Below are 13,267 nucleotides of genomic sequence, written 5' to 3' on the forward strand. Positions count from 1 at the left end.
CAATCGTCATGGTCGGCCGCGCCCTTCTGCTTGCGGAGCAAGCGGGCTACTGGCGGCTACCAAACCAGCGTCGGCGGGAAAAACTCCGCCACCAGATCTTCATAGTAGGGCCGCAGCGCCGCCACGTCCGGCCGCTCGGCGCTCTTCGTATAAAGATCGTAAGGACTGAACGCCTTCACCCAGGGAAAATACTGGCGGTCGGCGTCGTTCATCAGGTGGGCGTAGGCGCCCTCGCGATGACCCGGATAAAACGAATGATAGCGGATCATGTACAACGCCTCGCGCGGCAGATAATCGCGCACCACGTGGTAGAGATACTCATCGTGCCCCCACGTCATGAGCACGTTGTCGAGCCCGCAGCCGGCGGCGTAAATGCCGCAGCGCGTTTGATAGTCGGGCACGCCGGCATCGGCGTTCTCAGCCAGAAACTCCTGAAACACGATCGCGTCGGACCAGGCGCAGCCGACGGGAAAGGTGTCGCCGACAACCGCCCATTGCGGTTCGCCGAACAGGCACAGGATTTTGCCCAGGTCGTGGATCAGCCCGGTGAGGATGAACCAACGCGGCCGGCCGTCGTCGCGTATGGCTTCGGCCGTTTGCAAACAGTGTTCGATCTGGGCCAACGACGTGTCGGGATCGCTGTCGTCGACGAGGGTATTGAGAAACTCCAGCGCTTCCCAGATGCCCATTTGCCGTCGCGGCCCGCGGTCTGTGGCTGCCGTTTCGCCGCCGGCCGGCGAACAGCCGGGCAAGCCCGAAAGGTATTCGTCTCGCTTGGCCCGCACAAAATCGACCGTTTGATGGCGATGGTGCAGGCGGTAGAACTCTTTGACCTGCGGCCGCGTTTCGGCGCGGTAATCGCGAAACGCTCGCGGCATGCTGCTCTTGTCTGCTTCGAGCACTTCGGCCGGTGACGGATATCGCCGTCGCAGGTCGTCTTCCCATTCGTCAAGACCGCCCAGCGGACCGGTGACGTTGTGCCGCTCAAGATCGGCCATGGTTACTCCTTCGCCTCGGTTTGGTCATTGAGCTTCGAGTCGCGCAGAAATCGCTCCAGCCCCGCCAGATCGTCGGTATTGATCAGGTCAATCTTCGCGGCGATCAACTCCCGCCACAGGGCCGGGTTGTCGGGCGTGGCCCAGAACCGCACGCGGCGGCCGCGGTCATGTGCGCGATGCACGATATCAAGTAGCTTGGCTCGCTCCGCTGCCGGCATCGGCCCTTCACCGCGCCAGCGAAAGTGCAGCGTCCAATTGTCGCTGATCAAGGGTAACAAATTGCTGGGGGCAGAGGAATCGAGATCGCTCAGCCGGCCGTCGATGCCGACATGCCGCGGCTCATCGGCGGCGATGGTCTCACGGGCACGATCGCCCGACACGATGACGGTCACCGCCTTCGTTTCCAACCGGCCGTCGCGGACCACGGAAATCATGTCGTCGTATTCGGCCAGCAACTTGGCCAGCGCCTGATAGCTCGCCTTGCCATCGGCTTTGACATCGACGAGCAAAGTCAACGTGGGACCGCCGGGCCAGACGCGGCCTCGGCCCTGGCGGACTTTTTGGCGCAGCGGATCGAGGTAAAGCCGCCGCAACGTTCGTTCCGGGTCCAACTCCGGCCGAGTATGCGCGACGAGCAACTCCCCGTCGATCAGATAAACGTCGGCCTCGACGCTCGTAAAGCCATGATCGATCGCATCGAGCAAGGGCCGCTCGTGGAGGTAATCGTTATGGGCGTGCGCGTTCAAAAGTGGCGGCCCGGCGGCGCAGACGTGTGCCGCCACAGCGAGCATGAAGCCGCACAACGCACAAATCGACCGGGGACGGCCTTGGGACATCATTCTCGTTGACCGCTTGAAAACAGGCTACTTCAGTGAAGCCGCTGAAAAACGGGCTTCCGGACGCCCTCGGCCGGCAACCACACCAGCCGATGGGCCGTTGCGGTTATTCTATGGGAAATCCGCCCTTTGCCCAGCAGCCGCGGGACGCCGCCAGCAGGAACGCGTCCACCAAGGGATGTGGTGCTTCGGGGGCCGATCGCGCCTGTGGCACATAGAGTGTGCCGACAAAGAACGGATGCCCTGGCAGCTCGACGGCGCGGACCTCGCCCTCCGCATCCGAGGCGACCAGGCGCAAATCCCGCGAGCCGAGCATGGCAACGCGCTCCGGCCAGGCACCCCGCTTTGCCCGTGAGGACACTATAGCCGCGCGCTTGGTTCGCTGCTTTTTTGGAGCCGGACGAGATTATTTCCCGGCATGGGAGGTCGGGGGCCGCTCGTCGCGCTGGGCCAGATCGATGATTTGCTGCATCGTCGCGAGATATTGGCGCAAGGCGCGGCGTCCGGCGGCGGTGATGCGGTAGGTGCTTTTCGGACGCCGGCCGACAAACTGCCGTTGGCAAGCCACGTAACCCGCGTCTTCGAGCTTGCGCAGGTGAACGCCCATCGCGCCGTCGGCCACTTCGAAGCGCTTGACGAGCGTGGTGAAGTCGAGCGGGCCCTCGACGTAGAGCGCGGTGATCACGCCCAGCCGCACCGGCCCGTGAACCAGCGTGTCGAGGCCGTTGAAGTCAACCGCCGACATGCTCGCCCCCTTCCGCCGACTGCAATCGCCGCACGTGCCGATGCATGACGAACGCCGCTAAGCCGAGCCCCACGAGGCCCAGCAGCCCAATCAGGCTGTGGTAGTACGGTGCCTGAACGATGGGAATGGCCAGCCCAAACGCAATCGCCGGAAGGGCGCCAACGATCAAATAACTTCGTGGATACCGTGCTGGCGGTTGGGCGACGCCCACGACGAGCAACGCGATGCCCATTAGCGCCATCGCGCTGCCGACGAGCTGCATTTTCGTCATTCCGACATACTTGCCCCACCTTCCATATACCCCGGCGGCAGGAATAAGGCACGCCAGGGCAACGAGCGTCGAGCGGTACTCACGGCGGCGCGGTTCCTCGCGCGGCGACAAGCGGCGCGATTTCAAGGCGATGTAAATCATGTAGACGCCGAGCGTCGCAGCCAGCGGCGCCGCGGCCCAGGCCGAAGTGACTTCCCAGGGAGCGTTTGGCCAGCTCAACGCGGCGTGCAAGCCTCCCGCCGCCGAGATCGCCGCGCAGAACCACACGTCGGTCCCGCTCCAGAGTAAACCAATTCCCAACGCGTTCCGCATGGTCGACAGGTCCGACCGCACCCGTTCCAAATCGCTGCTGCTCATGACAAGGTTTCCTCGGAGTGTGAATGCTCTAACACTGCAACAACTCCAAAGTTTAGAGTATGTGGCCCACCGTGTCAAGAGTCGAGGCGGCACCTGCCCGGATCACCGTCGCGGAATTTGAGCCATGCATCGTAGATTTCTTTCTCTTTGGCGCTGTAGAACAATCGTTCGACGCCGGCGGCAAGAGAGGCGAGGGGCCAGGCAGGCGGCATTTGCCTTCAGTGGCGCAACGGACGAGGGCGGGAACTACGAGGCCGGCGAATCCGTGACGGGAATGTCTTTCGCTGGAATCCAAACAATGCGGCCATCTTGCCAGGTAACGACCGGCAGTCCGGCGCGTTTGTGAGCGAGCAAGGCGTTGCGAACGGCTTCTTGCATCGCCGCTTCGATGGCCAGAACCTCGGCCCGTAGCTGGGCGAGTTGCTCGTTTTGCGCGGTACTCATGGCTGCGTCTTCATGTTCAGAATCCCGTTCCAGATTTCGTCGAGGTAAACCTCCGCGGGTTGGCCGGCAATCCCGGCGGCGATCACGCGAGATTGCCCGACACTCGTATTATCAATCATTTTCCAGGAATCCGCCAGCGGCAAATACAGTTCCCGTAAATTCCTGAGTCCGGCGGCGTAGCGACGGCGCACGGTGGCTTCAGGAACATTGTGACCGCCAAGGCGGACGCGATCGGCGACACGGGCGACTGCCAGGTCGGCGCTGGGCAGCCACAAAAAGAGGAGATGGGTCGTGTAGCCGGTTTCCCGCAACTGTCGAAGCCAAACCGCGTACGAACGGCTCGCCAGGGTCGTTTCATAGCCGAAGTCGGCACGCGCCGCCGCCAATTCATTGAGCCGGCCAAGCATTATCCGGCCCGCTTGAAAGGCGACTCGGTCTTGTGCGAAGGCTGACAAGCCCTGGGCAATCGTGTCGGCATTAACGAATTCGTCGATATGGAGGGCGCCCAGCAACAACTGAGCCGCAGAGGTGGACTTGCCGGCGCCGTTTGGGCCGGCGAGCACAACAACTTTTGGCGACTGGCTTGCCACAGGCATCTCGGCGGTTGGTGGCACATTAATGCTTCGGGTTACGGCCGCTCAAGCCAAGCCGGTCAGACACCCGGCTTTGCCCGTGAGGACACGATAGCCGCGCGCTTGGTTCGTTGCTTTTTGGAGTCGGAGCAGTGCCCCTGCCAAGTTCACTGAAGATCCGCACGATTAATCATCAAGGCCCTCAAATTCGGGATCGAGTGCGAATCGCTCCAGTTCCTCATCCGTGCCTCACGGTTGGCTCCGTCTGCGTTTTGGCTTTTTGTGGACCTTGCCACCGCGGTTTCCAGTCGGGCGAGTCGCTGCGAGCGGTCGCCAGATACGCGCCGATCTTGGCGGCAATCTCAGGATGCTCCGCGGCCACGTTCGTCTTCTCGCCGATGTCGGTCTGCAAGTCGTAGACCGCCACGGGAGCATCCGGCCCGCCGCTGCGAATGCCCTTCCAGCGGCCCTGGTAAATCGCCGCTTGCTTGAAACCGCCCTCGTGAAACTCCCAGTAAAGAAACTCGTGCTCCCGCTGCTCGGCGGGCCGGCCGAAGAGCGTCGACGCAAAGCTGATCGAGTCGCAATTGTCCGGCATCTTTGCGCCGGCCAACGCGGCGGCGGTCGCCATCCAATCGCCGAAATAGGCGACGTGATCGGATGTGGTGCCCGCCGCGACACGGCCTGGCCACCAGGCAATCGTCGGCACGCGAATGCCGCCGTCGTGCAGGCTGCGCTTGATGCCCTGCAAAGGACCGGCAGGGTTGAAGCGGGCGAGGTGATGGTTGCTCTCGTTGTGCGGCCCGTTGTCGCTGGTGAAAATCACCAGCGTGTTTTCCGCCAGTCCCAACTCGCGAAGCGTGTCGAGCAGTCGGCCGACGTAGCCGTCGAGCCGCGTGATCATGGCGGCCTGACCCTTGTCAGGTTCGGGCCAGTCCTGATCGGCGTAGGGGCCGAAGTCGGGCACCTCGGCGCCGTTCTTCAGCACCCGCGTGCGTTCGTTGTTGGCGTGTGGAACAACCATGCACCAGTACAAAAAGAAGGGCCGCGATTGGTTGTCGGCCACGAATTTTGCGGCCGCGTCGGCAAACAGGTCGTCGGCATATTCGACGGCTTCGGTGGCATAGCCCCCGCCCGGCTCGCCGATGGGCGTGACGATGTTCGGCAGCGGAACCTTTTCTTCGTTTCGCCACAGATAGTCGGGAAAGTGGTTGTGCGCGTGGTGCTGATTGAGGTAGCCGAAGAACTCGTCGAAGCCCTGCTTTCGCGGCAGGCCGCTCTCGGCCGGTCCGACGTCGCCCAGCCCCCATTTGCCGATCAGGGCCGTATGGTAGCCGGCTTGCTGCAATACCTTGGCGACCGTCGTGTCGCCGGCCCGCAGCGCCTGGGCCACGCGATTGGCCGGGCCGGCGTTGCCGCGCACGCGTGTGTGGCCGTGGTGCTGCCCGGTCATGAGCACGCTGCGCGACGGGGCGCAGACGGTCGCCCCCGCGTAGAACTGCGTAAAGCGCAGGCCCTCTTTGGCCATGCGGTCGAGCCGCGGCGTCTCGATCACCCGCTGGCCATAGCAACCGAGCTCGCCATAACCCAGGTCGTCGGCCATGATCCAGATCAGGTTCGGCTTGTCGGCGGCCGCCGCCTGGCCGCAGGCCAACGCCGCGGAGAGCAACGTACACAGGATTGTTTTCATCGCTTCCTCGTGACAGTCGTGGCTGCGATTATCATACTGGTAGAAAGCACATGGAACCAGAACAGCGTTATCAAATCGTGGCCACGATCGGCGCGGGCGACTTCGCCACGGTCTACCACGCGCGCGACCTGGAGTTGGCGCGCGAAGTGGCCATCAAGCAAATCCACCATCAATATCTGCAGGACCCCCGGCAGCTCGACCGCTACTGGCACGAAGCCCAGGTTCTCGCCAACCTGCACCATCAGCACATCATGACCATCTACGATATCGTCCGCCCCCGCGGCTGGATGATTCTGGAGCTGATGCGAGGCAGCCTGCCCGGCGAGCTGCAAGGCCGCCCGGTCGATATCGAGACGCTCAAGCTGGCGCTGGTGCAAAGCCTGCACGCCCTGGACTTCCTGCATACGCACGGCGTGCTGCACGGCGACATCAAGCCCAGCAATCTGCTGATCAGCATGCACAATCGCCTCAAGCTCGGCGATTTCGGGCTGGCGCGTCGGGCAGGCAACGGCGAAGGAAGCCTGCTCAAAGGCACGCCCAAATACATGGCGCCGGAAGTGATGTCGGAGCAGTTCGGGCCGGTCGGTCCGCCGAGCGACCTCTATTCGCTCGGCTTTACCTGCTACGAACTGCTGTGCGGGGCGCACTTCGAATCGTTGTTTCCCGGCTTGAACAGTTTCGGGCGTGACAAGGCGGTGGCCTGGATGATGTGGCACTCGGCCGCCGACCGACGGCTGCCTCCGGTCCAAAAGGTGCTGGAAGGCGTGCCCGACGCAATCGCCGCGGTGATTGAACGCCTGATCGTGAAAGACCAAGCGGGCCGCTATCACACGGCCGCGGAGGTGTTGGAAGAGCTGAAAGAACGGCCCTTCACACCGGGCCCGACGGCCGCCGACGTGGAGGCCGAAGCGGCGGCCGCGCAGGCCAAGCGCAAGCGGCGGCTGGCCATCGGCGCCTTCGCCGCCAGCGCCGTCTTGAGCCTCGGTCTGGCATTCTGGCCTTCGGGCGGCGGCCAGCCCGAAGCGAAGCCCGATGCGGCCGCGGCGGCGGACGTGCGCAGCGGACACATTCGCGACTTGATGCTCGACGAACGGAAGATGGTGTTCGTGCTGCCGCAAGATCGCCGGCCGCTGGAGATTTCCATTCCCCCGGACTGCAAGATTCAATTGAACGGCGATCGGTTCTTGTTGTTGCGCGAGCTCGAGCGCGGCGATGAGGTGCGCGTCACGCTGGCCAAAGACCAGACGCACCAGTTGACGGCCGAGGCGATCGACGTGGTGCGGCCCGAGGTGCTCGAAGGATCGTTTCATGCGGCCGACGCGAAGAACGGAACTTTGACGCTCGATGTGACGCCGGATGGAAAGCGCAAGGAACCGCGCATCATCCACGTGCCCGAAGAAGTCAAACCGCGGATGAACGGCGAGCGGGAATTTGCGGGCCAAGCGGTCGGCCTCGACACGTTCCAGCCGGGCGATCGGATGGCCGTGAGGTATTTCATGCACGGCGAGCGGCGCGACGCCGTGGCGGTCGACGGCTACCGGCGGGTCTCGCTGACGGGGACGCTGAAGCAGTTGAATCTCGACGAACGGCGGATGGTGATTTCGGCGGAAGGCAAGGAGTTGGAGTTTCCTTTCGACGCGGAGTGTACGGTGACGCTCAACGGCGACTTCGCCAGCCCGCGCGACCTGGCGCCGGGCGACGAAGTGACGATCGAGCACGACGTCGAGGCGGTGCGGATCGAGGCCCGCCGTGCGGCGGCGCCGTGACGGCAGCCGGCGGTCGCGGAGGCTGGCCTTCCTAGGCCGTCACGCTTCGTCCTGAGGGGCCAGGAAGCTTGCGGAAACGAGGCGGGGCAGGAGAATGCCGATCACGATGCCCGCCCCCAGGGCGGCAAAAACGGCCGTCATGGGCCGCTCTCGCACGGTCGCTTCCACGCGGTCGTCGAAAGCACGTAGAGCTTGCCGGCCCTGGTGCCAATAGTCGCCCGCTCCCTGAGCCATTCGCGAGCCGGCTTCGGTTGCCATCCGGGCCGCTCCGTTCCTGCGAGGCATAACTCCATCTCCCATCAAAAGCTACGTGAAAAACACCGGCTGGCGCCGCCCCGCCGTTCGCCAGCCGGCTGCGTGAACTCAACCGCATTTTGTGCGCCAATCGCCCGCATTGAGCTTTCATGCCGCCGCCGCTTGTGCGAAAATCATGTTGCTCGCCCAGTATGCGAAGCGACGGCCTTTAACCTTACGTCCGCAAAGCTAAGGGCAAATGAATACCCGTTGGAGATCCGAGGTGGCAAAGGCGCACACACGCCGCCGGCTGGCGGTGCTGGGCGATTTACATTACGAGACGCCGCAAGACGGCGATTATCGCGCTGCCCGCGAGCAGATGTTGGCCCTCAAGCCCGACGTCGTGATTCAGTTGGGCGACCAGGGCGGCTACAGCCACTGTGGCACTTGGCAGTCGTTCCTGGAGGGACTCGGCTTTCTGCAAGGTTTCGACCGTCCTTTCGGCACCTTAATGGGCAATCACGACATGGAGGGGCCGGAATACGCTTCCGACAGCGAGGCGGTGGCCGCCTGGTGCCATGCCTTCGGCGCCACGCACCCCCACCGCACGATCGACCTGGGCGAAGCGCTGGGCATCTGCCTGTCGACCACCCGGTTCCGCGCCAACCGCGGCTGCTGCCACGAAGTCTATATCGACGACGAACAGCTTGCCTGGTTTGCCGCCACCTTGGCCGACAACCGTCCGCGGCCGACGTTTGTTTTTTCGCACGCTCCGGTCATCGGTTCCGGCCTGCGCGTGTTGCAAAGCGTCCATCTGATGTGTCCCAACGCCTGGATGAACCACACCGATCGGCCCGAGCGGTTCATCGAGATCGTGCGCGGCAATCCACAAATCAAGCTTTGGTTCTCGGCCCACAATCACCTGGGGCAAGACTATCCCGACTCGTTCTCGCGCGTCGGCAACTGCACCTTCATTCACACGGGCGTGATCGGCGACGTGTCGCGCGACGGCGCCCGCCACAGCCGGCTGGTCGATTACGACGCGCGAGGCTATGAAATCTCGACCGTCGACCATCGCACGGGCCGGCTGGTGGCCAACCTGCGCTACGATTACGGGCGCGGCTCGCTGAAGGTGTTGTCGCGGCACCGGGCGGGCAACGGCGAAGTCCACTACGCGCCGCCGCCCTTTCCCGGCCGCAAGGCTTCGTTGACGCTGGGCCGCAGCGTCTTCGTGACCGAGCGTGGGATGCTGGTGGAGTACGACGCCGAGTTGAAGGCGCCGGTGGGGGTAGTTATGAAGGGCCTGACGAGCGCCCAGGTGCGCGTGCGGGCGGGAGAGTTGCAGGTGATCGAGTTCGGAGGCGCCGTGCGTATTTTGCGGCCCAACGCGGCCGGCCGTTATCTGCAGGTCTTCGAGCCGAATCCTTGGCTGGGGCAGCGGCGGTCGGCGTAGGGTGGGACCAGCGAGCTTGCGAGCGCCGGCCCGCGAGGGTTCAGGGTTCGGGGTTCAGGGTTCAGGAAGGCCCTAGAACCAACTCGCGCAAGGTGCCGCGGACATTGGCCGCTGCGGGGTTGCGCCTGAACCCCGAACCCTGAACCCCCAACCCTGAACCCCGAACCCTGAACTACGTTCCCAGCAACGCGTCCACCGCTTGGCCGATGTCGGGGCTGGCCATCAGCGTCTCGCCCACGAGCATGCCGTCGACGCGCGCTTGCTCGAGCCGCAACACGTCGGCGCGGGTGCGGATGCCGCTTTCGGCGACCAGCACGCACTCGTCAGGCACGCGCTCGCGCAGCCGAAGCGTGTGGTCCAAGTCGGTCTCGAAAGTCCGCAGGTCGCGATTGTTGATTCCGATCAGCGTGGCCCCGGCGTCGAACACCCGCCGCAGGTTGTCAGGCTCATACAATTCGACCAGCGGACTCATGCCCAGGGCCACGATTTCGTCGTGCAGCGCCCGAAGCCGGCAGTCGTCGAGGCATTCCGCGATCAGCAGCACGGCGTCGGCCCCGGCCGCGCGGGCCTCGAGCACCTGATACCGGTCGAGAATGAAATCCTTGCGCAGCACGGGCAACTCGACCGCCGAACGGACGAGGCGGAGGTCGGCGAGGCTGCCTTGAAAATACTTTTCATCGGTCAGCACGCTCAAGCACGAGGCGCCGTGGCCGGCGTAGATGGCGGCGATGGCGACCGGGTCGAAGTCGGCGCGGATCACGCCCTTCGAGGGACTGGCCTTCTTGACCTCGGCGATCAGCTTGATCGGTCCGGGCGCGGCCAGCGGAGCAAAAAAGTTCCGCACCGGCGGCGCCGACTCGAGTTCCTTGACGAGCGCCCGTTCCGGCCGGCGACGTTTGGCTTCTTCGATTTCGCCGCGTTTGGTGGCGACGATCGTTTCGAGAATGGTAGACACTTCAGCTCGCCTTCTGACGCTTGGCCCATTGGCCCTTGATAAAGGCCAGGCCGTCACGGGCAAGCTGGTCCTCGCTCTCGAACATCCGCCGCCAAATCTTGGTGGCCGCGGCCAAGGCCGGCAAGGCCAGGCCAAAGGCTTCGATGACGAACCAGCCGTCGTAGCCCGTCTGCTTCAAGGTATCGAACGTCAACTCCCACTGAACGTGCCCTTGGCCCGGCGTGCCGCGGTCGTTCTCCGATAAGTGTACGTGGACGGTGTATTCCGAGCAGCAACGGATGGCCTGGGCGATGTCCTTCTCCTCGATGTTGGCGTGGAAGGTGTCGTACATCATGCGGCAGTTGGGATGGCCCACGTCGCGAACGAAACGGGCCGTGTCGGCGGCCGTGTTCAGCAGGTAGCACTCGAAGCGGTTCAGGTATTCGACCGCCAGCGTCACGCCGCACTGGCCGGCGTGCTCGGCCACCTGCCGCATGCTATCGACGCCCCACTTCCACTCGTCGGGCGCGGGGCAGGCGCCGGTGAAACCCCCCAGCGCCGAGTGAAACGGCCCGGCCATGAGCTTCGCCCCGACCGCCTGGGCGCAATCGAGAATCCGCTTATTGTTCTCGACGCCCAGTGCCCGAACCTTGGCGTCGGGGCTGATGGGATTGTCGTCGTTCAGCCGGCAGGTGACGACCGTTCGTTCAAGGCCGACCCCGTCGAACCAGCGGCCCAGGGCGGCATATTTCTTGGTGTCGTGATCGAAGATGGGAAACTCGACGCCGTCGTAGCCCATCTTCTTGAGCCGCTCCATAATCGGCTTATGGGCATCGGTGATGGTGTCGGTCCAGAGCAGCATGTTCATGCCGAATTTCATGGCGGGTTCCTTGGGAAGGTTCAGGGTTTCGGGGTTCGACCATTGTAGCCGGAATCGGATCCCAGCGAGAGTCGTCCACCGCCTGGACCGTCTGGAAGCCCCTGTGGTCGCCAGCCTCGGGGTACGCCGCGGCCGGGCCGAGTCAACACGCTTGCATTCAGCCAACCGGCGCGAGATGCTGGCCCTATGTCCAATTCGCTTAACGTGAGCATGCCAAGCAACCGGGAAGCAGCGAAGCGGGGGCAGCCGAACGCACGTCGGCGGCGATGGCTGTTTCGGCTGACGGCGATGGCCTTCGGACTCTCGCTGTTGGCCGGCTTCGAAGGCGTTTGCCGGCTCTGCGATTGGGGCCGGCCGGAGCTGCGCGACGACCCCTTCGTCGGTTTCCGCTCCATCAGGCCGTTGTTCGTGTTGAACGAAGACCGCAGCCGATATGAGATTTCCAAGGCCCGGCGGGTTTACTTCCGGCCGCAGTCATTCTCGGCGGAGAAGGCGGACGACGAGTACCGCGTCTTCTGTCTGGGCGGCTCGACCGTACAAGGCCGGCCCTACGCGGTTGAAACGGCCTTTTCCACCTGGTTGGAAATCAGCCTTCGGGCCGCCGATTCTCGCCGCCGCTGGAACGTCGTCAACTGCGGCGGCGTCTCCTACGCCAGCTATCGGCTGACGCCGATCTTGCAGGAAGTGCTGGGCTACAAGCCCGACCTGATCGTCCTATGCACGGGCCATAACGAGTTTCTTGAAAGCCGCACGTTCGACCACATCCGAGACCGGGGTGAACTTGTGAACGCATCGATCGCCGCGGTTTCCCGGCTGCGCGCATTCAACCTGATGCGCGACGGCGTCGTCCGTTTGGGCGACGCCTCGCCGAGCGTTCCGCCCGAAGGACGCCCACTCTTGCCGGTCGAAGTGGAAGCCCTGCTGGATTATCGCGGTGGGCTGGAAGAGTATCACCGCGACGAAGCCTGGCGCCGCAACGTGATCCGTCAATTCCGTTTCAATCTGCGGCGCATGGTGCAGCTTGCCCGCGACGCGGGCGTCGAGGTCATTCTCATGAACCCCGTCTCGAACATTCGCGACGTGCCGCCGTTCAAAGCCGAGCATCGGCCCGACCTCGGCGCCGAGGATCTCGCGCAGTGGGAATCGTTGCTCGAAGCGGCGCGAGGGCATTTTCGCCGCGAGAGTTACCACTTGCAAAAGGCCATCCCGCCCTTGGAGCGGGCCTGCAGAATCGACCCGCTGCACGCGGGCGGTTGGTATACGCTGGCCGAGTGCTATCGTGGCGTGGGCCGAATGGCGGAAGCCCGCGAGGCATACCTGCGGGCGAAGGAACTCGACGTCTGCCCGCTGCGCATCCCGCAGCCGATGAACCAGGCCATTCTCGACGTGGCGCGCGAAACGGGCACGCCGCTGGTCGACGTCGAAAAGCTCTTCGAGCAGAGCAGTCCTCACGGCATTGTGGGCAGCGAGCTATTGGTCGATCACGTTCACCCCGGTTTCAAGGGACACCAACGGATCGCCGATGCTCTGGCCGACAAGTTGGTGGAACTGGGGCGCCTCCGTCCGGCGTCCGATTGGCAGGCAAAAAAGCGTAGCGCCTTCCAGAAGCATCTCGACGGCCTCGACGACAATTACTATATCCGCGGAGAGCAGCGGCTGAAAAACTTGCGGCTCTGGGCCCAAGGTCGGGCCACGACCGTTCGACCGTCGGCGTCCAGCGCTGGCCAACGGCCGTAGGTCCCGATGCCGAACCATCCAATGCCATGATGAGTGACGACGCCCGCGAACCGCCCGTGCAAAGTGTTGGCCAAAGCTCCGCGGCCGGGAGCGTGCCGGTCTTTAATTGCCATGCTTGCTTGTCGACGCCCGACGCCGAAGGGTGGATCACGGCGCGCTGCTCGAATCTGCCCGAAATCGTGGTTCGAGGCAAAACCCAGCGCGAGGCGCTGGCCGCGATGGTTGCCGCGTTCAAATCCGCCCTGTCGCGATACCGCGCCGCGGGCCGGGCGATTCCCTGGGCGGAATCCCCCGCGAAACCCGAACCGGGCGAACAGGAACGCTGGATTGCCGTCCATCTGTAGCTGGCA

At 64.0% G+C, this 13,267-nt stretch carries 15 protein-coding genes; 4 read left to right on the forward strand and 11 right to left on the reverse strand.

Going from position 1 to position 13,267, the window contains the following annotated elements; all coding sequences use genetic code 11:
- Window positions 1-56 precede the first annotated feature (56 nt).
- The 8 genes from VNH11_23910 to VNH11_23945 form a co-directional block, all read right to left on the reverse strand.
- Complete coding sequence (locus VNH11_23910; protein ID HVA49433.1) at window positions 57-998, reverse strand: inositol oxygenase family protein; 942 nt, start codon at window positions 996-998, stop codon at window positions 57-59.
- A 2-nt stretch (window positions 999-1,000) separates the two neighbouring features.
- The gene (locus VNH11_23915) at window positions 1,001-1,837 is read right to left on the reverse strand and encodes a phosphatidylinositol-specific phospholipase C/glycerophosphodiester phosphodiesterase family protein (GenBank protein HVA49434.1); all 837 of its coding nucleotides are present in this window, start codon (window positions 1,835-1,837) and stop codon (window positions 1,001-1,003) included.
- Window positions 1,838-1,940: 103 nt separating this feature from the next.
- Entirely contained in the window at window positions 1,941-2,150 is a 210-nt protein-coding gene (locus VNH11_23920; protein ID HVA49435.1) for a hypothetical protein, read from the reverse strand.
- A 90-nt stretch (window positions 2,151-2,240) separates the two neighbouring features.
- Window positions 2,241-2,579 (reverse strand): transcriptional regulator, encoded by a 339-nt coding sequence (locus tag VNH11_23925; GenBank protein ID HVA49436.1) that lies wholly within the window; start codon window positions 2,577-2,579, stop codon window positions 2,241-2,243.
- Entirely contained in the window at window positions 2,566-3,207 is a 642-nt protein-coding gene (locus VNH11_23930) for a hypothetical protein (protein ID HVA49437.1), read from the reverse strand. The genes VNH11_23925 and VNH11_23930 overlap by 14 nt, the downstream gene beginning before the upstream one ends.
- Window positions 3,208-3,453: 246 nt before the next feature.
- A complete protein-coding gene (locus VNH11_23935; protein HVA49438.1) occupies window positions 3,454-3,651 on the reverse strand; it encodes a hypothetical protein in 198 nt (65 codons plus the stop codon).
- Window positions 3,648-4,241 (reverse strand): AAA family ATPase, encoded by a 594-nt coding sequence (locus VNH11_23940; GenBank protein HVA49439.1) that lies wholly within the window; start codon window positions 4,239-4,241, stop codon window positions 3,648-3,650. Before VNH11_23940 ends, VNH11_23935 begins: the two co-directional genes overlap by 4 nt.
- 220 nt (window positions 4,242-4,461) lie before the next feature.
- On the reverse strand, window positions 4,462-5,913 hold the full coding sequence (locus VNH11_23945; GenBank protein ID HVA49440.1) for an arylsulfatase: 1,452 nt from the start codon (window positions 5,911-5,913) through the stop codon (window positions 4,462-4,464).
- Between the two features lie 50 nt (window positions 5,914-5,963).
- Here VNH11_23945 and VNH11_23950 point away from each other — a divergent pair, with 50 nt between their 5' ends.
- On the forward strand, window positions 5,964-7,679 hold the full coding sequence (locus VNH11_23950) for a serine/threonine-protein kinase (protein ID HVA49441.1): 1,716 nt from the start codon (window positions 5,964-5,966) through the stop codon (window positions 7,677-7,679).
- 39 nt (window positions 7,680-7,718) lie between these two features.
- Here VNH11_23950 and VNH11_23955 read toward each other — a convergent pair whose 3' ends face one another.
- Window positions 7,719-7,937, reverse strand: a complete 219-nt coding sequence (locus tag VNH11_23955; GenBank protein ID HVA49442.1) for a hypothetical protein — start codon at window positions 7,935-7,937, stop codon at window positions 7,719-7,721.
- Window positions 7,938-8,196: 259 nt separating this feature from the next.
- On the opposite strand from VNH11_23955, the gene VNH11_23960 reads away from it, so the two are divergent.
- Window positions 8,197-9,366, forward strand: coding sequence for a metallophosphoesterase (locus VNH11_23960; protein HVA49443.1), 1,170 nt, complete (start codon window positions 8,197-8,199; stop codon window positions 9,364-9,366).
- 172 nt (window positions 9,367-9,538) lie between these two features.
- Here the strand turns inward: VNH11_23960 and trpC are convergent, their stop codons facing one another.
- Together trpC and VNH11_23970 are read right to left on the reverse strand one after the other, a co-directional pair.
- Window positions 9,539-10,321, reverse strand: coding sequence for an indole-3-glycerol phosphate synthase TrpC (gene trpC / locus VNH11_23965; GenBank protein ID HVA49444.1), 783 nt, complete (start codon window positions 10,319-10,321; stop codon window positions 9,539-9,541).
- Window position 10,322: 1 nt separating this feature from the next.
- Window positions 10,323-11,180, reverse strand: coding sequence for a sugar phosphate isomerase/epimerase (locus VNH11_23970; protein ID HVA49445.1), 858 nt, complete (start codon window positions 11,178-11,180; stop codon window positions 10,323-10,325).
- Between the two features lie 186 nt (window positions 11,181-11,366).
- Here VNH11_23970 and VNH11_23975 point away from each other — a divergent pair, with 186 nt between their 5' ends.
- Window positions 11,367-12,917 carry a hypothetical protein gene (locus VNH11_23975; GenBank protein ID HVA49446.1) on the forward strand — a complete coding sequence of 517 codons (1,551 nt, stop codon included), beginning with the start codon at window positions 11,367-11,369 and terminating at the stop codon, window positions 12,915-12,917.
- A 26-nt stretch (window positions 12,918-12,943) separates the two neighbouring features.
- Window positions 12,944-13,261, forward strand: coding sequence for a hypothetical protein (locus VNH11_23980; GenBank protein ID HVA49447.1), 318 nt, complete (start codon window positions 12,944-12,946; stop codon window positions 13,259-13,261).
- Window positions 13,262-13,267: the final 6 nt, after the last annotated feature.

Source organism: Pirellulales bacterium, from assembly GCA_035533075.1.
Lineage (GTDB): Bacteria > Planctomycetota > Planctomycetia > Pirellulales > JAICIG01 > DASSFG01.